Here is a 26331-nt window from a genome sequence, read left to right as displayed (position 1 = left end):
GGCTTCGACTGGCGATTCTGCAGCACGACGGGGGCCTTGCGGCAAGGCCCCGTGCGCGATATACGTTGAAAGGGGCAGGGAGTCGAAGGCATCCCGGCCGTTCTTTCTCCCGCCCCGCGTTCGATGTGCACCGGAGTACCGTCGATTCCCGGACTCGTGCCCGGCAGCGGGGGTATCAGTCGGTGAGCAGAACGCTCAGGCGCGCTGCCGCGTCCTGGACGGCGAGCGCCGCGGCGTCGACGTCGAGACCGGCGATGGCCACCACCCCGACGCTGCATTCGAGACCGGCCCCCCGGGGCGCGCGCACCCCGGCAGCGACACCCACGGCGCCGCGTTCGAGCTGCCCACGGGTGACGCTGTAGCCGAGCTCCCGGGCCTGCTTCACCGCGTCGGGGTCGCGGGCGTCCTCGGGCCGCAGCGCGAGGATCGCGATCCCGGCCGCACCGCGGTCGAGCGGGTGCCGGTTGCCCACCCGGTAGCCCACGTGCAGGAGCGCTCCCTCCGGCTCCGCGACGAGGATGACGATGCACTCGTTCCCGTGCGCGGCGGAGACGAAGGCCGTCGCCTGCGTGCGCTCGGCCAGGTCGTGCAGCACCGGGCCGGCCGCGTGCTGGAACTGCGGCACGAACCGCGACGAAAGGACGGCGGCACCGGCGCCGAGCCGGATCCGGCCGTCGTCGGCCCGCACGACGAGCGAGTGGGTTTCGAGCGTGGCGACGATCCGGTAGCAGATCGCCCGCGCGATCTCGAGCTCCTTGGCGAGGTCCGCGACCGTGATTCCGGCGGGTGACCGGGAGATGAGGTCGAGCGCGCGCAGACCACGATCGAGCGTCTGCAGCGTACTCATGGCTTCCTCCGTCCGTCCGGATCCGACCCTACCGGCGCGGGCATCGCGCCCGATGCAGCGCATTGCAACGCTTGAGCGCCGCGTGCCGCACTGATTGCCTTCGAGTGACACAGATCACTACGAACGGGAGTCGGCATGAGCATCGAAGGCAAGGTCGCGCTGGTCACCGGGGCTGGACAGGGCATCGGACGGGCGATCGCGCTGCGACTGGCATCCGACGGTGCGGCCGTCGCACTGCTCGATGTCGACGGCGGCAAGCTCGCCGCGGTCGAGGACGAGGTGCGGGCGGCCGGCTCGAAGGCGGTCTCCGTCGTTGCCGATGTGACCGACCGCGAGCAGATCCGGGCCGCCGTCGACCGGACGGAGGCCGAACTGGGCGGGTTCGACATCATCGTCAACAACGCCGGCATCGCCCAGGTCAACCCGATCGCCGACGTGACGCCCGAGGAGGTGTCGCGGATCATGGCGGTCAACGTCGAAGGCGTGCTGTGGGGCATCCAGGTCGCCGCCGCCAAGTTCCGCGAGCGCGGGCACGGCGGCAAGATCGTCAACGCGTCCTCGATCGCCGGTCACGAGGGCTTCGCGATGCTCGGGGTGTACTCCGCGACCAAGTTCGCCGTCCGGGCGCTCACGCAGGCGGCAGCCAAGGAGTACGCCTCCGACGGGATCACCGTCAACGCCTACTGCCCCGGCGTCGTCGGCACCGACATGTGGGTCACCATCGACGAACGCTTCTCGGCGCTGACCGGGGCGCCGAAGGGGGCGACGTTCGAGAAGTTCGTCGGCGGCATCGCGCTCGGCCGGGCGCAGACACCGGAGGACGTCGCGGCCTACGTCTCCTACCTGGCGGGCCCGGACTCCGACTACATGACCGGGCAGTCCGGGTTGATCGACGGCGGCCTGGTCTATCGGTGACCCGAACCCGCGGCACCGGAAGGACATTCCCATGTTGACCAGAACGGTACGGGCACTCACGGTGCCCCTGCTGGTGCTCCTCGACCACATGATGGCGCCGAAGCTCTGCGCCGAGCTGTTCGAGCTCTCCGAGCAACTCGCGGAACCAGCGTGCCGGCCGGTGTCCGGGGCATGTCGCCACTGACCACGATCCGGTGCGGGGGCCTGTACTCGGCGAGGCGACCGCGGAGGTGGCCGGCCGGGGCGCCGGGATCGAGGTCGGCGACGGCGAGCCGGCGACCGGCCTCGTTCAGGCTGCGCAGTTCCGTCGCACCCACCAGCGCATCGAGCTGCCGGGTGGTGTGGAACATGACCCACGCCCGGACCAGCGCCTGCAACTGCGCGTCCGGCAAACCACCCGCCCGCAGCAACGCCCCACGGGTCATGGCGATCGCATCGTGCAGCGCCCGGGTCATGATGTCCTGCAGAATCTCCTGCTTGGACTTGAAGTGGTGGTAGATCGAGGCGACGGTGATGTCGGCGTCGCGGGCGATGTCGCGCATCGAGGTGCCGTGGTACCCGCGCTCGTTCATGTTCCGCAACGCCGAGTCGAGGATCGCCTGCCGGCCGTTACCGGTCCCGACCGTAGCCGCCTTCGCCGCGCTCATCGTCTACTCCGTCCGCCGGTCGTGAACCGCTGACAGCGTAGTCGCAGGGCGGGTGCCCGAATCGGCCGGATCCGCCCCGCGAATCCCGAGACGGCCGTCTCCGCGTGCCGAACCGACGGATGTCGGTCCGACCTGGCAGCATCAGCCGCGGCAGCCTCGCCCGGGGCCGCTCACCATCGGACAACACAGGGGGCCGTCATGCCAGCACCCGTTCTCACCGACGAACAGCGCACCGCCGCACTCGCCAAGGCGGCCGAAGTGCGCAAGGCCCGCAGCGAACTGCTCGCCGCCGTCAAGGCCGGAGAGATCGACGTCCCGGCCGTGCTCGAGAAGGCCGAGACCGACGAGGTCGTGAAGAAGACGAAGGTCTCCGCCCTGATCAAGGCGCTGCCCGGCGTCGGCGCGGTCAAGGCCGCCAAGCTCCTCGAGCAGCTGTCGATCCCGGACACCCGCCGCATCGGAGGCCTCGGCGCCAACCAGCGTCAGGCGCTGCTCGACGCCACGACGGCCGCCTGACCCGTCGTTCGGCCCGGCGCAGGTGTTCCCACGTCCCGGGAACACCTGCGCGGGCGCGCCGACCACGCGCTCCGCGACCACGGAGACCGATCGAGCGGGAGGAGTCGGATGACGACGTCGGTGCCCGAGTCGCGACAGCAGCAGGACCGCCTGCTGTTCCGTTTCATGCTGCTCTCGCTGGCCGCCGCGGTGGTCACCATCGTCCTCAAGGCGAGCGCCGCGTGGTCGACCGGCTCGGTCGGCTTCCTCTCCGATGCCCTCGAATCGGGTGTCAACCTCGTCGCCGCGGTGGTGGCGCTGATCGCGCTGCGGGTGGCGGCCCGCCCCCCGGACGCGAGCCACCACTTCGGCCACGGCAAGGCCGAGTACGTCTCCGCCCTGGTCGAGGGCGCGATGATCTTCGTCGCCGCCACCGCCATCATCTGGACCGCGATCGAACGCCTGATCAGCCCGGTTCCGCTCGTCCAGCCCGGGCTCGGACTGGCACTGTCGACCGTCGCCTCGGTGATCAACCTCGGCGTCGGCCTCACCCTGCTGCGCGTGGGACGCACGCACCGCTCGATCACACTCGTCGCGGACGGCAAGCATCTGCTGACCGACGTGTGGACCTCCGCCGGGGTGATCGTCGGCATCGCGCTGGTCGCCGTCACCGGCTGGGAGCCCCTGGACCCGATCGTGGCGCTCGCCGTGGGCGTCAACATCCTGTGGACCGGGTACCGGCTGCTGCGCGGCTCGGTCAGCGGCCTCCTCAGCGCCGCCCTCCCCCAGCACGAGCAGGACCAGGTCAATGCCGTGCTGGACCGGTTCCGCGCCGAGTGCCCGGTCGAGTTCGCGCCGCTGCGTACCGTCGAATCCGGGCGGCAACGTCAGGTGTTCGTCGTCGTGACCGTGCCCGGGGACTGGACCGTGCGGACCGCTCACGACATGGCCGACCGCATCGAGGCGGCGATCGACGCGGTGCTGCCGCACACCGAGACCTTCATCCACGTGGAACCGGCAACCGCCGGCCCGGGCAGTGCCTGACCCAGGGTAGGAGGTGCAGCGACCGCTGCCGTCGTCTTACGCTCCCGCATTCTCCGTGCTCGCGGGACACCCCGCGAGCCCATCCGAGCCGGAGTTCCGAATTCCACTGCCGTCCGGAATGTCTCGTCACAACCCAGAAGTGACGCAGGTCAGTACCGTGCCGGCGCCGCGGCGACACCGGGAGTGCACCGCGGCACCGGTGGCAGCGAGGAACGGTCGACGGTGTGCCGTCCGCCGGCGGCAGTGTCCGACGTAGGGCTCAGCGAAGCTCCTGGATCCGCACCAGATTGCCCGCCGGGTCGCGGAAGGCACAGTCGCGGATGCCGTACGGCTGCTCGGTCGGCTCCTGGACGACCTCGGTGTCGCCGGCCTGCACCTTCTCGAACGTGGCGTCGAGATCCCGGGTGGCCAGCAGGATCCAGCCGTAGGTGCCCTTGGCCATCATCTCGGCGATGGTGCGGCGCTCGTCGTCGGTGATGCCCGGGTCGACGGCCGGCGGCGCCAGGAGGATGGACGTGTCGGGCTGACCGGCGGGGCCCACCGTGATCCAGCGCATCTTGCCCTGCCCGACGTCGTTGCGGACCTCGAAGCCGAGGACGTCGCGGTAGAAGGCGAGGGAGGCGTCCGGGTCGTCGTGCGGCAGGAAGCTCGTGTGAATGGTGATGTCCATGACGAGCAGGTTAGGAGCGTCTCCGTGTCCCGCGCTTCTCGATTCCTGATCGATCCGCCGAGCGCGAGTCCGTTCCTCGCCGTCGCGCGGCCGATACCGCTTCGTCGACGAACTCGCCGTCCACGCGTGGCACGCCGGAAGCGCTGGGCAACTCCGTTGCCACGTGGCACGATCGCGTACGTGACCGGGGGACCTGCTGACGCGCAGCGGCTGCGCGATCTCGCGCGGCTGCGCCGCGTCCGCGACCGCATCGACCGGGAGTACGCCCAGCCGCTGGACGTCGAGGCGCTCGCCCGCGGGGTGCACATGTCGGCGGGGCACCTCAGCCGGCAGTTCCGGGCGGCGTACGGGGAGTCGCCGTACGCGTACCTGATGACGCGGCGCATCGAACGCGCGATGGCACTGCTGCGTCGCGGCGATCTGAGTGTCACCGAGGTGTGCTTCGCGGTGGGCTGCTCGTCGCTGGGCACCTTCAGCACCCGCTTCACCGAGCTGGTCGGTGTGCCACCCAGCATCTACCGGCGTCAGGCGGCGCACGCGGCGGCGGGGATGCCGTCGTGTGTCGCGAAGACGGTGACCAGACCGATCAGGAATCGAGAAGCGGGAGCCGCGGAGCCGCAACTAGCCTGACCGCCATGACGTCACCGTTGACCCGAGCTTTCCCCTCCCGGCAGATGGAGACCCGATGAGCATGGCCACGAAGACGGACACGCGGTCGCACGCGCCGCACGTTGCCGACAGCCACGACCTGATTCGCGTCCACGGTGCGCGGGTGAACAACCTCCACGACGTCAGCGTCGAGATCCCGAAGCGCCGGTTGACGGTGTTCACCGGCGTCTCCGGCTCGGGCAAGAGCTCGCTGGTGTTCGGCACGATCGCCGCGGAGTCGCAACGGCTGATCAACGAGACCTACAGCGCCTTCGTGCAGGGCTTCATGCCGACCCTGGCGCGTCCCGACGTCGACCTGCTCGAAGGACTGACGACGGCGATCATCGTCGACCAGGAGCGGATGGGTTCCAATCCCCGCTCCACCGTCGGCACCGCCACCGACGCGCACGCGATGCTGCGCATCCTCTTCAGCCGGTTGGGGCAACCGCACGTCGGTTCCCCCAACGCGTACTCGTTCAACGTCCCCTCGGTGAAAGCCAGCGGTGCGATCACGGTCGAGCGCGGCGCCGGCAAGACGAAGACCGAGAAGGCGACCTTCCACCGGCTCGGCGGCATGTGCCCGCGCTGCGAGGGGATGGGCTCGGTCACCGACTTCGACCTGTCCGCGTTGTACGACGAGAACCTCTCGCTCGACGAGGGTGCACTCACGATTCCCGGGTACAGCATGGACGGCTGGTACGGCCGGATCTACCGGGGCTGCGGATTCTTCGACCCGGGCAAGCCGATCCGCAAGTACACCAAGCGGGAACTGCACGACCTGCTCCACAGGGAACCGACCAAGATCAAGGTCGACGGGATCAACCTGACGTACGAGGGGCTGATCCCGAAGATCCAGAAATCGATGCTGTCCAAGGACGTCGATGCCCTCCAGCCGCACATCCGGGCGTTCGTGGAACGGGCCGTGACCTTCTCCACCTGCCCCGCCTGCGGCGGCACCCGGCTCGCCGAGGAGGCCCTGTCCTCGAAGATCGGCGGCAGGAACATCGCCGACGTCTGCGCCATGCAGATCAGTGACCTGGCCGACTGGGTCCGCAGCCTGGACGAACCGTCGGTGGCTCCGCTGCTGACCGGGCTGCAGCACCTTCTCGACGCGTTCGCGGAGATCGGGTTGGGCTACCTCTCCCTCGACCGGCCGGCGGGCACGTTGTCCGGCGGAGAAGCCCAGCGCACCAAGATGATCCGACATCTCGGTTCCTCCCTCACCGACGTCACGTACGTCTTCGACGAGCCCACCATCGGACTGCACCCGCACGACATCGCCCGGATGAACGACCTGTTGCTGCAGCTGCGCGACAAGGGCAACACCGTGCTCGTCGTCGAGCACAAGCCGGAGGCGATCGCGATCGCCGACCACGTCGTCGACCTCGGACCGGGCGCCGGCACCGACGGTGGCGAGGTGGTGTTCGAGGGCACCGTCGAGGGACTGCGCACCAGTGGCACGCTCACCGGGCGGCACCTGGACGACCGCGCATCGGTGAAGCCCGCGGTGCGGACCCCGTCGGGTGTGCTCGAGGTGCGCGGCGCCGACACGCACAACCTGCAGAACGTCGACGTGGACATCCCACTCGGCGTGCTGGTCGTCCTCACCGGCGTGGCGGGCTCCGGGAAGAGCTCGCTGATCGACGGTTCGGTGGCCGGGCGCGAGGGCGTGGTCACGGTCGACCAAGGGGCGATCAGGGGTTCGCGGCGGAGCAATCCGGCGACGTACACCGGGCTGCTCGATCCGATCCGGAAGGCGTTCGCGAAGGCCAACGGCGTGAAACCGGCGTTGTTCAGCGCCAACTCCGAGGGCGCGTGCCCGGCGTGCAACGGCGCCGGGGTCATCTACACCGACCTGGGAGTGATGGCCACCGTCGAATCCACCTGCGAGGAATGCGAGGGGAAGCGGTTCCAGGCGGCGGTGCTGGAGTTCACGTTCGGCGGGCGCAGCATCGCGGACGTGCTTGCGATGCCGGTGGCCGAGGCCGAGGGGTTCTTCGGCGCGGGCGAGACACGGATCCCGGCGGCGCACAAGATCCTGCAGCGGCTCGCCGACGTGGGGCTCGGCTACCTCAGCCTCGGTCAACCGCTGAGCACGCTGTCCGGCGGTGAACGCCAGCGGCTCAAGCTGGCGACCCGGATGGCCGAGAAGGGCGGCGTCTACGTCCTCGACGAACCGACGACCGGTCTGCACCTCGCCGACGTCGAGCAGCTGCTCGGGCTGCTCGACGGATTGGTCGACGCCGGCAAGTCCGTCATCGTCATCGAGCACCACCAGGCGGTCATGGCGCACGCCGACTGGATCATCGACCTCGGTCCCGGCGCCGGCCACGACGGTGGCCGGATCGTCTTCGAGGGCACCCCCGCCGACCTCGTCGCCGCGCGGTCCACCCTCACCGGCGAGCACCTCGCGGCCTACGTCGGCGCCTGACCGTGTCCGTCGCGCGTGCGCCCCGCCGGCACGACGGTCAGTTGGGACGGACGGTGAGGATCTGGGACACGGTGCCCACGGGACCGCGGGTGTCGTGGAGGACGCTGCTCGTCAGGCCGAGACCGTCGGGACCGAACGAGACGGTGGTGTCGAAGCCGAGCCAGTCACCGCGGGGTTCGGTGAACAGGTGGGCGGTGAGGTCGACGTTGGGGAAGGCGACGTCTTCCGGGGACACCCGCACGGTCATGCCGTTGGCGATGTCGAACAGACCGGCGACACCGGCCGGCGCGCTGACCTTCTCGTCGAGCACCAGGGGCAGCGGCGTGCGCACCCAGTACGCCGCCCGGCCCGGCTCGAGCTGGGCGCGGCGGACCTCGGTGGAGGCGATGAACCCGCCCGGCCACACCGTCGAGGCGTCCCACGGCTCCATGGCCTCGGGCGGGTCGATCCGCGGCAGCGACGTCGCCTCCAGCGCGGGGGTGGGACGAGGTTGCATCAGCCAGGCCCGCAGCCGGACCGCGGCGCGACCGTCGTGCGTGAGGACGGCCTCGACGAGCTCGATGGTGCGCCCGGGACGCAGGACCGTCACGGTGGTCTCGACCGTGTCGACCGGGACGGTGCCGAGGATGTCGTAGGACAGGCGGGCGACGACCAGTCCGTCGTCGCGGCGGGCATCCCGGTCGCATTCGACGGCGTGGACCAGCAGCCCCAGCGCGGGCGCGATGTGCTGCTCCTGCGGGTTCCAGGCGCCGCCGACGTGATGGGTCGGCCGGAACGCGGCCGGACCGATCCGTTCGAAGTAGGCCATCTGCTGCTCCAGAGGTCGGGGACTCGTCCAGGCATGATCCCAGGCGGGCACGCTCCTCCGCGGACCGGACGGTGCCGAGCAGGACGGTGCCTGATAGGACGGTGCCTGATAGGACGACGGCAGCCCGCCCCCTGGTCGACCAGGGGGCGGGCTGCCGTGAATTGCGGAGGTACCGCGGTCAGGCGGGGACGTGGGCCTCGGCCCAGGCGTTGTACCCGCCGAGCAGGTCCGACACGTTCTCGAAGCCCTGCGCCCGCAGCAGCGACGCGGCCACACTCGACCGCCACCCGCCGGCACAGTGCACCACGATCGGCTTGCCGGTGGGCACCTGCTCGAGCCGCGCCCGCAGCTGCGCCAACGGAATCGGCACCGCCCCCGGAATCGTCCCGAACTCCCGCTCCCCCGGATTGCGGATGTCGACCAACGCCACCGCATCGGCGGCGAGCATCTCGTCGAGCTCGGCGACGGTGGTGCGCGGCGCGCTCTGCACCAGCTCCGCCAGCTCCGCCGGGAACACCCCGTCGTGATCGACCGTCAGATACCCCAGCGCGTTGTCCGACCCGATCCGGGCCAGCCGCACCGCCGCGTCCTGCTCCTCGCCCGGATAGGTGATCAACACGATCGGCTCCCCCACCTCGGCGACCATGCCGCCGGTCTCGGCGAACCGCCCGTCGAACCCGACGTTGACCGACCCGCGCAGATGCCCCGCCGCGAACTCGTCCACGCTGCGCGCATCGAGCACCCGGGTCCCGGCGGCCAGCTCCGCGCGCACCCGCTCCGGGCTCAGCGCCGGGATGGCCCGGCCCTGATCGAGCAGCGGATGCAGGCTCTTGTTCAACCCGGCATCGACCGAGAAGTACGACGGCGCCGCGGGCTGGCCCTCGGTGACCAGCGCGACGAACGCCTCCTCGCTCATCGGCTGCACCGACGGGTTGCTCACCCGCTGCTCCCCGATCGTCGAGGTCAGCTCCGCCGACAGGTTCTTCCCGCACGACGAGCCGGCGCCGTGCGCGGGCATCACGGTGACCTGATCGGGCAGGGTCAGCAGCTTCTCGTGCACCGTGTGGTACATCGCCCGGGCCAGGTCCTCGGTCGACGAATCCCCCAGGTTCACCAGATCCGGCCGGCCCACATCCCCGATGAACAGCGAATCCCCGGTCAGCACCGCCGTCGGGGTCGCGCCCGGATGCTCGCGCACCAGCACCGAGATCGACTCCCAGGTGTGCCCCGGGGTGGACAGGATCTCGAGGTCCACCTCCCCGAGCGAGAGGTGCTCGCCGTCGCGCAGCCGGCGGATCGGGTAGTCCGCCTCGGCGGCCTCGCCGAACCCGATCCACGCCCCGGTCGCCTCGAGCAGCTCGAGGTGCCCGGAGACGAAGTCGGCGTGGAAATGGGTGTTGATCACACCCTCGATGCTCAGCCCGTGCCTGCGCGCGTCGTCGAGGTACTCGGTGACGTCCCGGCGCGGATCGACCACGATCGCCCGGCCGGTGCCCTCGTCACCGATCAGGTACGACGCGTGCGACAGGCACTCGATGTAGTACTGCTCGAGAATCATCGTGGTTCCTCCGTATGAGTCGATTTCGTCCTCGATGTGGACAACCCTGCCACATACCCCCTAGGGTATGTCAAGTACCCCATGGGGTATCCAAGCGAACCCCGCTCCCCCCGACCGGAAGCACAACCATGAACACTCCTGCCGCCCCCGTCGCCCGGACCGCCGTCACCCCCGAAGCCGATACCCAGGTGCTGCATCGGCTGCGCCGCGCCCAGGGGCAGCTCGCGGGCGTCATCGCCATGCTCGAGTCCGGCCGCGAGTGCCGGGACGTGGTGACCCAGCTCGCCGCCGTCTCCCGGGCGCTCGACCGCGCCGGCTTCAAGATCGTTGCCGCACAGCTTCGTCGGTGCATGCTCGACGAGGAGGACGACACGTGCCCCGACCGGCTCACCGAGGAACAGCTCGAGCGCCTCTTCCTCGCACTGGCCTGAGGGCTACCGCCCGGCGACCCTGAGGGCTACCCGCCCAGCGACCCTGAGGGCTACCGCCCAGTGACCCTGAGGGCTACCGCCCAGTGACCCTGAGGGCTACCGCCCAGCGACTCTGAGGGCTACCCGCCCAGCGACTCTGGGAGCTCCCCCCGGGTGACGACGTTCGCGCCGCGATCAGCGCCGTCGGGCCCCGACCACGGTGTCGTGCACGGTGACGACGCGTCCGTCCGGGTCGGTGACCTCCCGCGCGACGGCGGCATCGGTGACGACGTCCCAGCCGTCGGGATCGAGCAGCGCCACGACGTCCGCCCCCGTGAAGAACAACTCGGGTCGCGGCGGACGCGGCACGGTGGTCTGCAGGTCGGAGGGGTGATGCCCGACGATCAGGAGGGTGCCGCCGGGGGCGACCGCCTCCCCCAGCCGACGGAAGAGGACGTCACGTTCCGGCGAGGGCAGGTGCATGTACTGCGCGGAGACCAGGTCGTATCGCCCTCGGCCCGGGTCCCAGGCGGTCAGGTTCTCGTGCAGCCACGAGATGCGGCCGGCGACCTCGGCGCCGGCCCGGTCCGCGTGCTCGGCGGCGCGTTGCAGGGCGACGCCGGAGACGTCCACACCGTCGACTCGCCAGCCGCGCTGCGCGAGCCAGATGGCGTCCGCGCCTTCGCCGCACCCGACGTCGAGGGCGAGTCCGGGCGAGAGGCCGGCCACCTCCCCCACGAGGTGACGATTGGGCTCACCGCTCCACAGCGCGGGACGGGAACGGTAGCGCTCGTCCCAGAGTTCTTCGTCCTGTAGATGTTCGGGCACTACGACTCCTTCGATCGTCGGGAGGGGGGCGCGGCCGGCCGGCCGCGGACCGTATCGGCGAGTCGGGACCACACCGTCCGCGGCCGAGGCCCGATCAGCTCGCCCACCCGGCCGGGGAGATGCCGCTCGATCGCCGATTCAACTTCTTGCACAGAGGGATTGACGAGCGCGACCGGTCCGACGAAGACCGTCGGCACGATCTCGTCGCCGCCGCTCACTGCCCGGATCCGCGCGGCGGCGGCCCGGTCCTGCCAGATGTCGGTCTCGACGACCTCGATGCCGCGCCTGTGCAGGCCCCGGCGCAGGCGCGAGCAGAACGGACACCCGGGCCGCCACAACACCTCGACTCCGTCGACGAAGTCGGGCAATGTCATCCGGTTTCTCCTTCCGCCTACGTCTCGTCCATATACCCAGAGGGGTATACGACCTCACTGTACCGGCCGCCCGGCGCTGCGCCGCGCGGCCGGCGCCGTTCCCCGGCACGGTGACCTTCGACCCTTTCCGGCGACGCCCGAGGGGTGGACCGTGGAACCACAGCCGCGAGGCGATGCGGAAGGAGAAGCCGTGGCCACGTGGGTCGTTCTGACCGGTGTGCTCCTGGTGGTGGCGCTGTTCGTCCTGTCGCAGGCAGTGCACGTGGTGACCCAGTACGAGAAGGGCGTGCTGTTCCGGTTCGGCCGGCTCATCGGCGTCAGGGAACCCGGACTGCATCTGATCATCCCTCTCGTCGACCGGTTGACGAAGGTGTCCCTGCGGATCGTGACGATGCCGATCCAGTCCCAAGGCATCATCACCCGCGACAACGTCAGTGTCGACATCTCTGCTGTGGCGTACTTTCGCGTCATCGACGCCGTGAAATCCGTCGTCGCGATCGAGAACGTGGCGGCGGCTATCGATCAGATCGCCCAGACCACGCTGCGCAGGGTCGTCGGCCGGCACACGCTCGACGAGGCACTGTCCGAAACGAATGTGATCAACGCGAACATCCGTGAGTTCCTCGACGTGTCCACTCTGGAATGGGGTGTCGAGGTGACGCTGGTGGAACTGAAGGACATCCAGTTGCCCGACAGTATGAAGCGGGCCATGGCGCGGCAGGCCGAGGCGGAACGGGAGAAGCGGGCCAAGATCATCGCCGCCGAGGGTGAGTCGATCGCCGCGACCGCCCTAGGGCAGGCGTCCGACACGATGATGGCCCACCCGCTCGCCCTGCAGTTGCGCAACCTGCAGACCTTGGTGGAACTGGGGGTGGAGAAGAACACCACCGTGGTGTTCCCGGCCCCGATGATGAGCGCCATCGCCGAACTGAAGGCATTCCTCGAACGCGAAACCACCGCTGTCACGGACACGGCCGCGCCGGGAGGCCTCGCGGGCCGCACACGACAGACGGAATCGCCGGGACCCGAGTTCACCGGAAACGGAACCCCGGCACCCACGGTATCGGCACACGAGAGGCACGAGGGGTTGGCGCCATGACGGAACTCGACGGCGGATCGGTCATTGTCACGGGCGGCAGTCGCGGCATCGGCGCCGCCGTCGCCACGATCCTCGCCCGCGAAGGCGCCGGCGTCGTCGTCGCCGACGTGCTCGACGACGAAGGCACCCGCCACGCCGCGACACTCGGCGACGGCTCGAAATTCGTGCACCTCGACGTGACCGACGAAGCGCAATGGTCGGAGGCGGTCGCCGTGGCCGAATCCATCGGCCCGCTGCGGGCGCTGATCAACAACGCCGGCATCCTGTCCGTCGGCACCATCGAGGACCAGACCCGAGCGGAGTTCGAACACGTGCTGCAGGTCGACCTCGTCGGAGCCTGGCTGGGAATGCACGTCGCCGGCCCGGCCCTGCGTCGCGGGCGCGCAGTCGTCGTCAACGTCTCCTCCACGGCGGGACTCATCGGCTACGCCGGCCTCGGCGCGTACGTGGCCGGCAAATGGGCCCTGCGCGGCCTGACGAAGACCGCCGCGCTCGAGTTCGCCCCCGACGGGGTCCGGGTGTGCTCGGTGCACCCCGGACCCATCGACACCCCCATGACGGCGGGGATGGACCGCGGCATCGCCGCCACTCAGCCGATCCCCCGTTTCGGCAGTCCCGAGGAGGTGGCCCGGATGGTGCGGTTCGTCGTCACCGAGGCCACCTACTCGACCGGCTCCGAATTCCTCGTCGACGGCGGCGCCACCACCGGCACGGTGCTGAACCTCGGGACGACGGATGTCCCTGCAGCGCAGTAGCTCGGGAAACGAGTGCACCGGCGTCGGTGGGGTGATTCAATGGCCGGGTGTGCAGATGGATGGCCTACTCGGGCGAGCCGATCCTCGTGGAGGACCTGCTGTTCAAGCCCGAGCATTCACTCATCGACCAGAGCCTGCACTCCCATCTCGGAGCCACCACGACCAACGGTGACGGATTCGGAATCGGCTGGTACGGAATAGGTTCCGAACCGGCCCTGTTCAAGAGCATCGATCCGGCGTGGAACAACCACAACCTGCGGGAGATCGCCGGGCAGATCCGCACCCCACTGCTGTTCGCACACGTGCGCGCCTCGACCGGCACGCAGGTGCAGCGCAGCAACTGCCACCCGTTCCGGCACGGGGAGTGGCTGTGGATGCACAACGGCGAGATCCTCGGTTTCCGGGAGATCAAACGAGAACTGATGATGGCCGTGGATCCGTCGCTGTATCCGGACGTCGCGGGCACCACGGACTCCGAGGTGCTGTTCTTCCTCGCCCTCACGTTCGGTCTCCGGGACGACCCGTTCACCGCGGTCGGCCGGGCAGTCGGGATGGTCGAGAAGGTCGCCCGCGACCGCGGGATCGACGACCCCGTCCAGATGACCGTGGCCACCACGGCCGGCGACACGATCTGGGTGTTCCGCTACTCCACAGAGGGCCGGACCCGGTCTCTGTTCTACTCCACCGAGGTCGCCAAGCTCCGCGAGCTGCACCCCGAGGTGGAGATGTTCCATCGCCTGGGCATCGACACCCGGTTCGTCGTGTCCGAACCGCTCCGCGATCTGCCGGGCGCCTGGAACGAGATGCCCGAGTCCTCGGCCGCCGTGGTCGGCCCCGCCGGCAACGACATCCGGCCGTTCCGGCCGCTCGAGCCGGTGTAGCCGAGAGGGGGACCTTGTGCCCTGTAGCCGCGCGAGGGCAGCATGCGAAGGTCGAACCTGCGTGAACCAGCCCTTTGTGAACCCAGCAATGCCGGAGGACGGCCCCGAGAGGTCCATGCCATGAGTCTCGAGAGTTCACAGAAGGGGCCGGCGACGGCCTCGGGTTCCGCGCTGGTGCTCGCGGTACTGGCCTCGAGTCAGTTCCTGATGACCCTCGACAGCTCCGTGATGAACGTGTCGATGGCGACCGTGGCCGCGGACGTGAACACCACCATCACCGGCATCCAGACCGCCATCACCCTCTACACGCTGGTGATGGCCACCCTGATGATCACCGGCGGCAAGGTCGGCACCATTCTCGGCCGGCGCCGTGCGTTCGGGCTCGGCCTGATCATCTACGGTGCCGGCTCGTTCGTCACCGGCATCGCCCCGAATCTCACCGTCCTGCTCATCGGCTGGTCCCTGCTCGAGGGCATCGGCGCCGCCCTGATCATGCCCGCGATCGTCTCCCTGGTCGCGGCGAACTTCCCCGCCGAACGCCGACCCGCCGCCTACGGACTGGTGGCCGCCGCAGGTGCCGCGGCAGTCGCGGTGGGGCCGCTGCTCGGCGGGGCGGTGACCACGTTCGCGTCCTGGCGCTACGTCTTCTTCGGCGAGGTCGTCCTCGTCGTCCTGATCCTGCTCACGCTGCGCCGCGTGGAAGACATTCCAGCGCAGCGGATCCGGCTCGACCTCGTCGGCTCGCTCCTGTCGGTCGTCGGCCTGGGAATGTTCGTCTACGGCGTGCTGCGCTCGAGCGAATGGGGCTGGATCCAGACCAAACCCGGCGGACCGGCAATCCTGGGACTGTCCCCCGTCATCTGGTTGCTCCTCGGCGGCCTGCTCGTGCTCTACCTGTTCCTGCGCCGGGAGACGTACCTGGCGAAGACGGGCGGCGAACCGCTGGTCGACCCCGCGCTGCTGAGGAACAGCCAGCTCTCCGGCGGGCTGGGCATGTTCTTCGCCCAATTCCTCATCCAGGCCGGGGTGTTCTTCTCCGTCCCCCTGTTCCTGTCGGTGGTCCTCGAACTCAGTGCGCTCGAGACGGGTGTGCGGATCCTCCCCCTGTCGATCGCTCTGGTCCTGGCGGCCGTCGGCATCCCCAAGCTGCGACCCCAGGCGAATCCCCGGCTCGTCGTCCGGGTCGGCCTCGGCATCATGGCCGCCGGCATCCTCCTCCTCGTGGGCGGAATGGACCCCGGCGCCAACGCGGCGGTCGTGTCGATCCCGATGCTGCTGATGGGTCTCGGCCTGGGTGCGCTGGCCTCCCAGCTCGGTGCGGTCACGGTGTCCGCGGTGCCGGACTCGCAGAGTGCCGAGGTCGGCGGTCTGCAGAACACGGCGACCAATCTCGGCGCGTCCCTGGGAACCGCCCTGATCGGGTCGATCCTCATCGCCACCCTGACCACCTCCGTCATCGCCGGCATCGAGAACAACCCGGCGGTACCGGAATCGGTGCAGCAGCAGGCCACCACGGACATGGCTGCCGGGGTGCCGTTCCTGTCCGACACCCAGCTCGAGGATGCCCTGGCCGACGCCGGGGTGGACGAGAGCACCGCGGATGCGATCGTCGAGGTCAACTCGGACGCGCGGCTCGAGGCGCTGCAGGTGGCCTTCGCCGTCACGGCCCTGCTCGCCGTCGCTGCCCTGTTCGGCACCGGATCGCTGCCGCGCGTGCCGGTGGGCACCCGGCCCGGGGAAGGTCAGCGCAGGCCCGACGAGACCGACGACGAGCGCTGAGGCCGGAAGGCCAGGTCCCGGAGCCGCACCCAGTCCCAGGTCGGTGCCGAGACCAGGGCTCCCGGACGGTGCCGGGGCACCCGCACGCGGAGCGCCTGCGGCTCGACGGTGCATCGCACGGGCGTGGGCAGCATCAACGCTTCCCCGTCCACCCCGACCGGTATCTCCGGGGCGTCCGCATCGACGACCACCTCGGTGGCCGCGCGCTGCACCAGACCCCGGCTGCGCGTGCGGCGCAGCAGGTCGACCGCCTGCCCGGCGCCGGCCACCGAGATCGCCACCACTCCGAGCACGCCGCGGTCCAGACGGGGCCGGCGTCCCAGCCCCGCGAGGTCGTCGGTCGCGTACGGGTCGTTGCTCACCAGGACGGCCTGCGCGCCCTCCACCGTCGTGTCACCGTCGATGCGGGCCCGCAGCCGGGTCGCGCTGTCGCGGGCGAGCAGGTCGGGCATCATCCGCAGCGCCGTCCCGGTCTTGTCGTCCCGGTATTCCGGGCTCTGCACCACGTCGGCGTAGACGCCGAACGAGGCGTTGTTGACGAACACCCGTCCGCCGATCCTGCCGAGATCGACGCGCAGTTCCACCCCGTCCCGCAGCGCGTCCAGGCCCGCGGCCGGGTCCTCCCGGTCCAGGCCCAGATCCAGCGCGAAGTGGTTCCGCGTGCCGGCGCTGATCACCAGGAACGGCAGTCCGTGCTCGGCCGCGATCGCCGCCACCAGGGCCTGGGTGCCGTCGCCTCCGGCGACACCGAGCAGGTCGGCGCCCCGCTCCACCGCCTGCCGGGCCAGGGCCTCGACGTCGACGGGACCCGGCCCGGCGAGCAGTGCCACCTCGGCGCCGAGTTCTTCGGCCTTGCGTTGCAGATCGAACTTCACGACCTTGCCGCCCCCCGAACGGGGGTTCATCACCAGGAACGGGCGGTGGACCGGCGGGGCGGGGTACTCGGGCATCCCCTGTTCCGAGCCCCGTCGCAGGGCCGCCCGCGCGCACAGCAGCGCGAGCAGCACCAGCGCGACCGACACCAGCGCGACCCACAGCACGCCCTCCCGCACGAACAGCACGGGCAGGGCGAGAGGTGCGACCACAGCCAGGCCCAGTGACAGCGCACGCGCCAGCCCCCGGGTCGCGAGGAACCAGTACAGGGCCGCGACCGTCACCGCTGCCACCGCCACGCTCGCCACCAGGAGTGCAACAGCGCCGCGCAGGCCCGCGACGACCACCGGCACGACGGCAGCGCAGAGGACGGCGACGAATGCCGCCCGCGCCCACCATCGGCGCGAAGCCGGTACCTGGTCGCCGGGAGCGGCGTCCACCGGGTTCACGACCCGGTCTTCGAGCCCGGCAGCTTCTCCGTCGGCTGCTCGCCCGCCGGCTGTTCGCCCGTCGGAGATGCGCCCGTCGGAGATGCGCCCGTCGGAGGTGCCGACGTCACGTCCCCCGCCGGCTCTTCCCAGGCCCGGGCCGGCCGGATCAGCACCTCGAGCGCGAGCAACGCCAGCAGGGCACCGAGAACGATCCACACGACCACGAGACCGGTCGGGTACCGCCAGAACATCAGCATCAGCGCGGCGACGCCGATGATCGCCAGCCGCAACGCGGTCCGCGCCCGGTAGGCCCCGGCTTCCACCTGGTTCGGTGGCCGCGGCTTACGGGACCGCTGCACCGCGTCCATGCCTCGCCCGAATCCGCGACGGACGGCTGCCGCGGAGGCCGATCCCCCGGTCAGGTACGCCCCGACCGCGATCACCAGGCCGAGGACCGCCACCGCCCGCAGCGCGGTCCGCAGCGGCACCAGCACCGTGTCGGCGATCGCCGAGGCGGCGTCCGGGGACAGCACGTCCGGAGGAATGTCGCCGAGGTAGAGGGACCGGGCGACGATCAGCGCGATCGCGAGGATCAGCATCCCCACGAGCAGTGCCGTCCCGACGAACGCCAGGGCACGACGGCGACGGCCGGGCGGAGCAACGGCCACCGCGGCCACCGCGGCGGCGATCGTGAGCCACGGCAGCACATCCGACGCCGTGTTCAGGGCGCTGACCGCCCGTTGCGCCTTGATCAGTTCCGGCGACTGGAACAGCACGAACTGCTTGTCGATGTCCGGGATCTTCTCGGCGAAGGAGAATCCCCGGTCCAACAGACGAGCCTTGACGTTGTCGATGATCGTGCCGAGGGAGATGCTGACCGTGCCGCTCTCGTCCACCGTCACCGAGGACGGCCCGCCCTCACCGGTGACGACTGCCACCAGACCGGTGTGCGCGGCTCGGTTGGCCTGGATCCACAGATCCTCGAACTGGTCGGTCTGCACCAGCGACAGCACCGTCTCGTACACGAAGTTGCGTGCCTGCCCGGCGATCACCGGCGCGAGGCCCTCCACCGCCCGGTCCACGCGCGGCGCGTCCGCGGTCGCCGGAACGGCATCGGTCAGGGCGGTCAGCGCGTCGGACGTGAGGCCTTCGACATCGACCCGCGCGAAGATCTCGTCGGTGACCGTGCCCGCGATCTCGGTCTGCACCGCGGGATCGGAACCGAGCGGGGCCACCGTGGTGACGTACCGATCCGTGTCGAGGATTTCGCTGCGGACGAACCGCGCCGTCACCGACGTGATCGCCAGCAGAGCGACCAGCACGGTCAGGATCGCCACCGCAGTCCAGCGCAACGCGTGCCGCGGCGGACGCGACACGGGCGGGGGCGACGGCGGGGGCGCCTCGGGCGCGGCCTCCGTCCGCGCCCGCAGCGCGGCCACCTCGGCCCGCAACCGCTCGAGCTCGGCCCGTTCGGCGGTGTCGAGCGGAGCGGTGCCCGTGCCGCTGCGCGTAGGCTCGCTGTCCATCGTCATCTCATTCCACTCGGTGTGACACGGCGGCGGACGAAGCGCTCCAGGGGGATCGAAACCTCTGCACCCTTTGATATTCCGCCGATCGGTGGACGGCCCGGGGTCGATCACCTCGGTCCGGCCTTCACGCGAACCTAGTAGTCCAGCCGTGGATTCCAGGTCGATACCGCCCAGATGACCACCACGTCGAGAGCGATGATCAGAATCGACCACCACGGGTAGTACGGCAACCACATGAAGTTGAGCAGGATCGACAGGGCCGCGACGACGATCGCCGCGACCCGGCCCCAGGTGGCCCCGGTGAGGAGGGCAGCACCTACCACGATGAGGACGGCACCGGTGACGATGTGGATCCAACCCCATGTGGTGAGATCGAACTCGAAGGTGTATTTCTGTCCCACCACGAACAGTTCGCCCTCCGCGACCGCCGCGACGCCCTGCAGCAGTTGCAGAATTCCCACGGTGGCGAGAACGACGGCGGCACCGACCGAAGTGCCCGTCGCGATCTTCTGTCCGACGCTCCTTTCGGCGGTACTGCCCCGGCTCACGCTGCCGTGGCTCGCACTGCCCTGCCCGACACGCACATCCTCGGACACGACCCGTCCCCTTTCCTGAGATCCGGCTCGGTGATCTGCGGTGAAACGACCCGTCGTATCGCCTCCGTTCCTCAGCCGGCGGGTGAGCTTCGGAGCCGGGACCCGACTCGGGTCTGCGCCCAGGACTCGGGCCTCAGATCGTCGACCTGCACACGGGGACCGTAGAACTCGTGAACCAGGCCGAGGACGCGGGCGAGCACCTCCGCGTCCGTGAGATCGTCACGGAGCACCAGATGCAGTTGAGCCGGACTGTCGCCGAAATCCTTCGGCATCATCAGCCGGCACACCCAGTCGCTCATCCGGGCCTCCCGACGCAAGATCTTACCCGGCAAGAAGATCGAGAATGCCGCTTCGCGCCGACCGGCATCCCGACGGTCAACCCATCGACCATCCCGGGCTCCTTCCGACGTCGTTCCACTCCCGATCCAGGGCCGAGATCCTCCGCTTCGCACCGGCCCGGTGCACTCCGTAGAGGAGCAGCAGCGCGACACCGGAGCCCATCCCCCACACCGTGAGCGCGGCAACGACACCGGCTACGACGCCGTCCGAGCCTGTTCTGGGCGCGGCGACGGGATCACCGTTCGAGTCGATCCAGATGTCGATCGTCTCGCCGGGTTTCGCACCGAAGGGCACCTCCACCCTGCCCGTGCGTGTTTCACCGGTCTCGGTCGTCCACCGCGCCGTCGCTCGGTCCGGGTCGCCCGGACCCCGTGTCGCGGTGTCTGTCAGGGCGTCGGCTCGCGCAGGTGCCGGTTCCTCGAGAAGGACCGCCGCCACCTGGTGCCGTTGCTGATGCTCCTGCATCGCCAGTTGGCCGATCCGGGCGTAGGTCGCCGTCCCGTAGGCGGCGGCGAACGGAATCAGGACGAGCACGAACAGTGCCACGGCCAGGACGAGGGCGGATTCCACTCGCTCGGATCGTCGCATCAGGGGATTGCCGCTCCACGGAGCGCGGCGCCACAACCGGAGGGCCAGGGGCTGCTCTGCGTTCATCTCGATACTCCTGCAGTTGCTCGACTACAGTGTTCCGCCGCCGACGGCCGGTGGTGTAGAGCACAAGGTCACCGCTCGATTCGGGTGGTCGCGAGAAGGAGCCGGGGCCTCCGCCCGGCGGTGAGATCGAGGGTCTTTGTCCCCTGGGGAGAGGCCGGTCGCGGTGTCATTCTCGATGTGAGTCGCCCGGGTCGTCGGGAGCTCCGCCCCACCCGGGGTCCGCACACAGAGAGGTGCACATCATGGATTCGTTCTGGGATTACGTGTGGTACACGATCATCGTCTTCGCCTTCGTGGCCTACCTGATCGTGCTGTTCCAGATCTTGGTCGACCTGTTCCGCGATCACACCGTGTCCGGCTTCGCCAAGACCCTCTGGGTGATCGGGCTGGTCCTCTTGCCGTACCTGACAGCCTTCGTCTATCTGATCGCCCGGGGCCGCGGCATGGCGGAGCGGTCGATGCGCGCCCAGCAGGAGACCAAGCAGGCCACCGACGAGTACATCCGGCAGGTGGCCGGCAAGTCCCCGGCCGAGCACATCGCCGATGCGAAGGCTCTGTACGACTCGGGAGTGATCACCGAAGCCGAGTTCGAGCAACTCAAGGCCACGGCGCTGGGACGGACATCCGCTGGACAGGCGGGCATGCAGGTCCGGTAGGAGAGGTCCTGCACGGCATCGCGAGGACGGGCGATCCGGTTCCGAGATGCTCGAAGCAGGCAACCAGTAGGCCGCGCACCGAACGACATGAGGTGGTTCCGGGCGGGGCCTTCCGGATGGGGTCGGAGGACTTCTGCCCCGAGGACATCACCGGCAACGTGCGAGAACGGACGACGGTGCCGACACCCACCCCGGCGGGTCCTCGAGGGCGGATCACACCTCTGCGCACCGACTGCCGGCGCTATCGGCCCGCAGCCAGGCAAGGGGAAAGCACGGAAAGGTCCACCTGCCTCATCGGGTTCCCCTGCCTCATCGCGCTTTACTGCATCGTGCGCGGTCGCTGAGCAACGCGGGTCAATCGATCGAGAACCAGGCCCGCACCTGCGCCTCGTGGTCGACGTAGCGTTCGCCGGAGACGTCGACGACAACCTTGTCGATCGTGCCCCCGGTGAAGCGGAACGGGGACACGTAGTCCGGGGTGACCGGCGAGGCGCTGTCGCGCCCGACGCAGATGCCGTCACCGACGAGGCAGAACGCCCCCGGCTGGGTGACGATCTCATCGGAGGCCACCTGCTGATCGTCGACATAGAGAGTCAGGGTGCCGGCGAAACCCGGCATTGCCGGATCGGTGTTCTTCCCCGATACGGCGAATTCGGCGGTGCACACGTGAGCGCCGAGGGTCAGGTCCCGGTCGGCGACCACGGTCTGCAGGTGCGTGCCGACCCAGTTGAAGGCATAGCGCAGACGACCGTCCTTGACGTACAAGCTGTGACCACCGGCCAGACCGCCGTGGGCGTACAGGACTCCCTCGGCAGCGGCCGAGTCCACGTGCACACCGGCGACGATCGTGTAGGACCGACCGGTGATGGCGACGCCGGCCGCCTCCGGGACGTCCGCGCAGTCCGGATAGTAGACATAGTGGTCGCGCTTCTTGCCCGGGTGGGGACGTTCGGCGAGCACCTGTTCGAGGGCGCTGCGATCGTCCAGCGGTAGCCCGTGGTGACGACCCGCGTAGTAGAACCACAGGCTCTTCAGAGCTTCCAGCCGCTCGGGTTCGGCGTCTGCGAGGTTGTGCAGTTGCGCCCGGTCCTCCGCGAGGTGGTACAGCTCCCACACGTCCTTGTCGAAGTGCCCCCACCCGGACAGGGGCGGATGCACGGAACAGACGAGCCACCCTTCGTGATACAGCGAACGCTGCCCCAGCATCGTGTAGAACTGCACGTCCTTGCCCGGTGCTGTGGGATCGGTCAGCGAGGCCGCGAAGCTCTCTCCTTCGAGGGGGCTCTGGGTGTATCCCTTCAGAACCGCGGGTGGGGTGATGCCGAGCAGCTCGTAGATCGTCGGGACGACGTCGACGGCATGGACGTACTGCGAGCGAGGTTCGGCCGAGGCCTCGATCCGCGCCGGCCACGAGACCACGCACATGTCGGCGACTCCGCCTTCGTAGCCGGCCCAGCGCTTCCAGTACGGAAACGGGGTGTCGAAGGCCCACGCCCAGCCGGTGTTGTAGTGGTTGTACGACACCGGTGTGCCCAGCTCGTCGAGGTGCGGCAGGGTGGTTTCGGTGGTGTCGGGGATCCCGTTGAAGAAGCGCCATTCGTTGAACGATCCGTTGGGTCCGCCTTCCCCGCTGGCACCGTTGTCGGAAACCACGACGACGAGGGTGTTGTCGAGCTCGCCGCTCGCGTCGAGCATGTCGATCACCCGGCCGAGCTGGTCGTCCGTGTAGGAGATGTAACCGGCGAAGACCTCGGCCATCCGGACGAACAGGCGTTGCTCGTCGGCGGTGAGCGAGTCCCAGGGCCGGACGGTGTCGAGCAGCGGCCACGGCTGACCGTCGGGCCCGGTGGTGGCCGGCTCCCCGTGCGGATTGATCGGTGACAGCTCGGTGTTCTCAGGCAACAACCCGAGGTCCTTCTGCCGCTGCAGGATCTCGACGCGGATGGCCTCGTAGCCCTGGTCGAACCTGCCCTTGTACCGGTCGGCCCATTCGGTGAACACGTGGTGCGGGGCGTGCCCGGCCTGCGGGGCCAGGTACATGAAGAACGGCTTGTCGGGGTCGATGGTCTTGGCGTCACGGATGAACCCGATCGCCTTGTCCGCAAGGTCCTTGGACAGGTGGTAGCCGTCCTCGGGCGTTCCGGGGGCGTCGATCGGGTGATTGTCGTAGACCAGATCGGGGTACCAACTGCTGGATTCGCCGCCGAGGAATCCGTAGAAGCGCTCGAATCCGCGGCCCAGCGGCCACCGGGACTTGACCGCCGACATGTTCATTTCTTCCCCCGGCGTCAGATGCCACTTGCCGACGCAGTAGGTGTTCCATCCCCGCTCGGCCAGGACCTCCGAGACGAACCCGTTCTCGGACGGAATGTGGGTGCTGATGCCGGGGAATCCGGAGCTCAATTCGGCGATGGTCGCCATTCCGTTGGTCGTCGCGTTGCGTCCGGTCAGCAGCGACGCGCGGGTCGGGGAACACAGCGCGGTGGTGTGGAAGTTCGAGTACTTCACGCCGCGGTCCGCGATCCGCCGCATCGTCGGGGTCTCGATCGGACCGCCGAAGATGTCCATACTGCCGTACCCGACGTCGTCCCAGGCGATGATCAGGACGTTCGGGGCGTTCTCGGGTGCCTGGGCGGGCAGATACGGCGCCCAATCAGGGACGGAATCACGAATGTCGACCGCGATCTTTCCGTGGTGGGTTCTTGCCATGGCAACGCTCCCGATCTCGAGCAGACCTGTCGTCCTCCGGCATCTCGAGCGTACCGACCAGCCGAATCACCAGACATGCAAACGGCACGATCCGGCGAAGTCTCATCGCATGATGTCTCGGATTCGGCAGAATATGACGACGCCGCCCCTCCGGTCGCGCCTGTCCCGGAACTCCGACGCGGCGAGGCGAGAAGGGCCCGACTCATGATGTGGATCATCTTGGTGTTCCCGGAAGTTCCACTGTGGTCGGGCGTGGCAGCTCTCGTTCTGCCGCGCGGACGCCGATGGCCGACCGGCGCACCCCGCCACCGCCCTCCACCCCCGGAGGGGGCATCGTGACCTGGGCACTCCCGGCGATCGCCGGCATCTTGCTCGTCTTCGCGGCGATCTCCGGACGGGTCGCGGGCACCTCCGTCACGGCTCCGATGGTCTTCACCGTCGGCGGCCTCGTGCTGGGCGCACAGGCTGCCGGGCTGATCGACGTCGAGGCCACCAGCGAAACAGTGAAACTGCTCGCCGAGGTCACCCTTGCCCTCGTGCTGTTCTCCGACGCCGCTGGTGTGGACCCGACTGCTCTACGGTCCGAGATCTCGCTTCCTGCACGCCTTCTCGGTATAGGACTACCGCTGACCATCACGGCCGGCTTCGCCGCCGCGGTACTCGTCCTGGGCGACCTCTCCTGGCCCGAGGCGCTGCTGCTCGCCGTTCTCCTCGCGCCCACCGACGCCGCTCTCGGACAGGCGGTGGTCACCCTGCCGATCCTGCCGACGCGGGTGCGCCAGGGACTCAACGTCGAAAGCGGCCTCAATGACGGCATCTGCGTACCGCTGTTCCTGATCGTGCTGGCGATCGCACGTGCCGAGTCCGGGGCAATCGGTGGCGGTGCAGCCGTACGGTTGGTCACCGAGCAGATCGGCTACGGCATCGTCGCCGGGGTAGGTGCCGGAGCGGTCGCGGCGGCGGTACTGATCCTCGCCGGCCGGCACCGCACGATCGACCCCCTGTGGGTTCAGATCGTGCCGGTGGCCGCCGCCACGCTGGCCTACACCGCCGCCGTGCCCCTCGGCGGCTCGGGATTCATCGCCGCGTTCGTCGGCGGGCTGACCTTCGGGACGATCCGGCACCGCGCCGACGAGGAGGTCTCCCAACTGATCGACGAGGCCGGGGATGTGTTCAACGCCGTGACGTTCATCGTCTTCGGGGCGGTGTTGCTCGGGCCGGCCCTCGAACACCTGTCGTGGCCGGTACTCGCCTACGCCACGCTGAGCCTGACCGTCGTGCGCATGGTCCCCGTCACACTGTCGCTGCTCGGCACCCATGCCCGCGCCCCCACCCTCGCCTTCCTCGGCTGGTTCGGCCCCCGCGGACTGGCCACCATCGTCTTCGTCATCCTGATTCTCGAAGAACCCGGTACCCTGCCCCACGAAGACCTGCTACTGCTCACCGCTGTCGTCACCGTAGGCCTGTCGGTCCTCGCCCACGGAGTCACCGCCGCCCCCCTCGCCGACCGGTACGCCGCATGGTTCCGCCGCCACCCCCGACCCGAACGGAAGCCGGCACACGAGGCGTAGACGCCGCGGCACCGGATATGCGTCCGGAATATCCGATCTGTCCTGCTCGGGTCCATTTCAGGCGCCGTAGGTCACCGGATCGAGCGGTCTTCACCGAGCTCCTTTCCGGGCGCGGCCATCAGGTCTACCGTCGATTGCGTAGAACCCACCGGCAGACCGACTTGCCAGGTCGTCATCGGACTCTCCGACAAGCCGGCCGTCCGGGACGAGGCGGCACGTGGACGCCGCCGAACCGGACGTGGAACCCGCCACGGGTACGTGGCCTTGCCACTCCATCGACGACAACTCGGCAAAGGAGACGACGCGATGACCGAACAGGTCGAACGACAAATCGACAGTGACATCGACGAACTCGGTCCGGTGGACTGGATCGTAGTGGAGTTCCCGGGCAGCAGGTTCAGGGGCGAGATCGCACCCGCCCTCGAAGAACTCGTCGAACGCGGAACAGTACGCGTCCTGGATCTGCTGTTGCTGAAGAAGGACACCGACGGATCGCTCGAAGCGTTCGAGCTCGCCGACCTGGACGAAGCGGAGATCGGCGCGCTGCGCTCCTACGAAGCCGAGCTGGCGATGCTGCTCAGCGAGGAGGACGTCGAGGCGGTCGCCGCGGCCGTAGAGCCCGGCAGCACCGCGGCCTTGCTCGTGTGGGAGAACCTGTGGGCCGCACCGTTCGCGTCGGCGATCCGCCGCGCCGGGGGACAGCTGGTGGCCAGCGGCCGCATTCCCGTACAGGCCCTGCTGGCCGCAATCGAGGCCGACGAACAAGAAGGAGATTGACATGCCA

Annotated in this window: 26 protein-coding genes; 13 read left to right on the top strand and 13 right to left on the bottom strand. The window is 69.3% G+C overall.

Annotated features, from left to right (window positions below; genetic code table 11):
• Positions 1–175 precede the first annotated feature (175 nt).
• Positions 176–847, bottom strand: coding sequence for an IclR family transcriptional regulator (locus ACWPQI_RS01290; RefSeq protein WP_040271453.1), 672 nt, complete (start codon positions 845–847; stop codon positions 176–178).
• Positions 848–982: 135 nt separating this feature from the next.
• Here ACWPQI_RS01290 and ACWPQI_RS01285 point away from each other — a divergent pair, with 135 nt between their 5' ends.
• Positions 983–1762, top strand: a complete 780-nt coding sequence (locus tag ACWPQI_RS01285) for an acetoin reductase (RefSeq protein ID WP_048774109.1) — start codon at positions 983–985, stop codon at positions 1760–1762.
• A 56-nt stretch (positions 1763–1818) separates the two neighbouring features.
• Here ACWPQI_RS01285 and ACWPQI_RS01280 read toward each other — a convergent pair whose 3' ends face one another.
• Positions 1819–2409 (bottom strand): TetR/AcrR family transcriptional regulator, encoded by a 591-nt coding sequence (locus ACWPQI_RS01280; protein WP_302070955.1) that lies wholly within the window; start codon positions 2407–2409, stop codon positions 1819–1821.
• A gap of 198 nt (positions 2410–2607) precedes the next feature.
• Here ACWPQI_RS01280 and mihF point away from each other — a divergent pair, with 198 nt between their 5' ends.
• On the top strand, positions 2608–2925 hold the full coding sequence (mihF, locus tag ACWPQI_RS01275; protein WP_017681145.1) for an integration host factor, actinobacterial type: 318 nt from the start codon (positions 2608–2610) through the stop codon (positions 2923–2925).
• Between the two features lie 108 nt (positions 2926–3033).
• A complete protein-coding gene (locus tag ACWPQI_RS01270; protein WP_017681144.1) occupies positions 3034–3948 on the top strand; it encodes a cation diffusion facilitator family transporter in 915 nt (304 codons plus the stop codon).
• Positions 3949–4207: 259 nt separating this feature from the next.
• On the opposite strand, the gene ACWPQI_RS01265 is transcribed toward ACWPQI_RS01270, so the two are convergent.
• The gene (locus ACWPQI_RS01265) at positions 4208–4618 is read right to left on the bottom strand and encodes a VOC family protein (RefSeq protein WP_017681143.1); all 411 of its coding nucleotides are present in this window, start codon (positions 4616–4618) and stop codon (positions 4208–4210) included.
• A 180-nt stretch (positions 4619–4798) separates the two neighbouring features.
• Here ACWPQI_RS01265 and ACWPQI_RS01260 point away from each other — a divergent pair, with 180 nt between their 5' ends.
• Together ACWPQI_RS01260 and ACWPQI_RS01255 are read left to right on the top strand one after the other, a co-directional pair.
• A complete protein-coding gene (locus ACWPQI_RS01260) occupies positions 4799–5248 on the top strand; it encodes a helix-turn-helix transcriptional regulator (RefSeq protein ID WP_017681142.1) in 450 nt (149 codons plus the stop codon).
• A 55-nt stretch (positions 5249–5303) separates the two neighbouring features.
• The gene (locus ACWPQI_RS01255) at positions 5304–7697 is read left to right on the top strand and encodes an ATP-binding cassette domain-containing protein (RefSeq protein WP_474738608.1); all 2394 of its coding nucleotides are present in this window, start codon (positions 5304–5306) and stop codon (positions 7695–7697) included.
• A 37-nt stretch (positions 7698–7734) separates the two neighbouring features.
• On the opposite strand, the gene ACWPQI_RS01250 is transcribed toward ACWPQI_RS01255, so the two are convergent.
• The gene (locus ACWPQI_RS01250) at positions 7735–8505 is read right to left on the bottom strand and encodes a thioesterase family protein (RefSeq protein WP_102031855.1); all 771 of its coding nucleotides are present in this window, start codon (positions 8503–8505) and stop codon (positions 7735–7737) included.
• Positions 8506–8683: 178 nt separating this feature from the next.
• Positions 8684–10063 (bottom strand): MBL fold metallo-hydrolase, encoded by a 1380-nt coding sequence (locus ACWPQI_RS01245; protein ID WP_474738607.1) that lies wholly within the window; start codon positions 10061–10063, stop codon positions 8684–8686.
• A 128-nt stretch (positions 10064–10191) separates the two neighbouring features.
• Here ACWPQI_RS01245 and ACWPQI_RS01240 point away from each other — a divergent pair, with 128 nt between their 5' ends.
• Positions 10192–10494: a metal-sensitive transcriptional regulator gene (locus ACWPQI_RS01240; RefSeq protein ID WP_003939454.1), complete on the top strand. Its 303-nt coding sequence runs from the start codon at positions 10192–10194 to the stop codon at positions 10492–10494.
• A 174-nt stretch (positions 10495–10668) separates the two neighbouring features.
• On the opposite strand, the gene ACWPQI_RS01235 is transcribed toward ACWPQI_RS01240, so the two are convergent.
• The gene (locus ACWPQI_RS01235) at positions 10669–11301 is read right to left on the bottom strand and encodes a class I SAM-dependent methyltransferase (RefSeq protein WP_059174817.1); all 633 of its coding nucleotides are present in this window, start codon (positions 11299–11301) and stop codon (positions 10669–10671) included.
• Complete coding sequence (locus tag ACWPQI_RS01230; RefSeq protein ID WP_010596017.1) at positions 11301–11675, bottom strand: glutaredoxin domain-containing protein; 375 nt, start codon at positions 11673–11675, stop codon at positions 11301–11303. Before ACWPQI_RS01230 ends, ACWPQI_RS01235 begins: the two co-directional genes overlap by 1 nt.
• Before the next feature lie 190 nt (positions 11676–11865).
• Between ACWPQI_RS01230 and ACWPQI_RS01225 the strand changes: the two genes are divergently transcribed.
• The 4 genes from ACWPQI_RS01225 (at position 11866) to ACWPQI_RS01210 (ending at position 16189) form a co-directional block, all read left to right on the top strand.
• Positions 11866–12774, top strand: a complete 909-nt coding sequence (locus ACWPQI_RS01225) for a slipin family protein (RefSeq protein WP_017681534.1) — start codon at positions 11866–11868, stop codon at positions 12772–12774.
• Positions 12771–13529 carry an SDR family oxidoreductase gene (locus tag ACWPQI_RS01220; protein WP_304434261.1) on the top strand — a complete coding sequence of 253 codons (759 nt, stop codon included), beginning with the start codon at positions 12771–12773 and terminating at the stop codon, positions 13527–13529. The genes ACWPQI_RS01225 and ACWPQI_RS01220 overlap by 4 nt, the downstream gene beginning before the upstream one ends.
• A gap of 59 nt (positions 13530–13588) precedes the next feature.
• A complete protein-coding gene (locus ACWPQI_RS01215) occupies positions 13589–14410 on the top strand; it encodes a class II glutamine amidotransferase (protein WP_026137962.1) in 822 nt (273 codons plus the stop codon).
• Between the two features lie 120 nt (positions 14411–14530).
• Positions 14531–16189, top strand: coding sequence for an MFS transporter (locus ACWPQI_RS01210; RefSeq protein WP_017681537.1), 1659 nt, complete (start codon positions 14531–14533; stop codon positions 16187–16189).
• Here the strand turns inward: ACWPQI_RS01210 and ACWPQI_RS01205 are convergent.
• From ACWPQI_RS01205 to ACWPQI_RS01185, 5 genes are all read right to left on the bottom strand, one after another.
• Positions 16153–17511, bottom strand: a complete 1359-nt coding sequence (locus ACWPQI_RS01205) for a diacylglycerol/lipid kinase family protein (RefSeq protein ID WP_040271444.1) — start codon at positions 17509–17511, stop codon at positions 16153–16155. The genes ACWPQI_RS01210 and ACWPQI_RS01205 overlap by 37 nt on opposite strands.
• The gene (locus tag ACWPQI_RS01200) at positions 17508–19025 is read right to left on the bottom strand and encodes a hypothetical protein (RefSeq protein ID WP_010596011.1); all 1518 of its coding nucleotides are present in this window, start codon (positions 19023–19025) and stop codon (positions 17508–17510) included. The genes ACWPQI_RS01205 and ACWPQI_RS01200 overlap by 4 nt, the downstream gene beginning before the upstream one ends.
• Before the next feature lie 131 nt (positions 19026–19156).
• On the bottom strand, positions 19157–19618 hold the full coding sequence (locus ACWPQI_RS01195; RefSeq protein WP_010596010.1) for a DUF7144 family membrane protein: 462 nt from the start codon (positions 19616–19618) through the stop codon (positions 19157–19159).
• 71 nt (positions 19619–19689) lie between these two features.
• The gene (locus ACWPQI_RS01190; RefSeq protein ID WP_010596009.1) at positions 19690–19917 is read right to left on the bottom strand and encodes a hypothetical protein; all 228 of its coding nucleotides are present in this window, start codon (positions 19915–19917) and stop codon (positions 19690–19692) included.
• A 76-nt stretch (positions 19918–19993) separates the two neighbouring features.
• Positions 19994–20611: an Rv1733c family protein gene (locus ACWPQI_RS01185; RefSeq protein WP_010596008.1), complete on the bottom strand. Its 618-nt coding sequence runs from the start codon at positions 20609–20611 to the stop codon at positions 19994–19996.
• A gap of 242 nt (positions 20612–20853) precedes the next feature.
• Here ACWPQI_RS01185 and ACWPQI_RS01180 point away from each other — a divergent pair, with 242 nt between their 5' ends.
• Positions 20854–21267, top strand: coding sequence for an SHOCT domain-containing protein (locus ACWPQI_RS01180; protein ID WP_010596007.1), 414 nt, complete (start codon positions 20854–20856; stop codon positions 21265–21267).
• 354 nt (positions 21268–21621) lie between these two features.
• Here ACWPQI_RS01180 and ACWPQI_RS01175 read toward each other — a convergent pair whose 3' ends face one another.
• Positions 21622–23976: an arylsulfatase gene (locus tag ACWPQI_RS01175; RefSeq protein ID WP_040271438.1), complete on the bottom strand. Its 2355-nt coding sequence runs from the start codon at positions 23974–23976 to the stop codon at positions 21622–21624.
• Positions 23977–24311: 335 nt separating this feature from the next.
• Here ACWPQI_RS01175 and ACWPQI_RS01170 point away from each other — a divergent pair, with 335 nt between their 5' ends.
• Together ACWPQI_RS01170 and ACWPQI_RS01165 are read left to right on the top strand one after the other, a co-directional pair.
• Complete coding sequence (locus ACWPQI_RS01170) at positions 24312–25547, top strand: cation:proton antiporter (protein WP_040271489.1); 1236 nt, start codon at positions 24312–24314, stop codon at positions 25545–25547.
• Between the two features lie 306 nt (positions 25548–25853).
• A complete protein-coding gene (locus ACWPQI_RS01165) occupies positions 25854–26324 on the top strand; it encodes a DUF6325 family protein (protein ID WP_010596004.1) in 471 nt (156 codons plus the stop codon).
• The last annotated feature ends 7 nt before the right edge of the window (positions 26325–26331 follow it).

Source organism: Rhodococcus sp. LMD (assembly GCF_056108245.1).
This window is presented reverse-complemented; position numbering and strand designations above follow the sequence as displayed.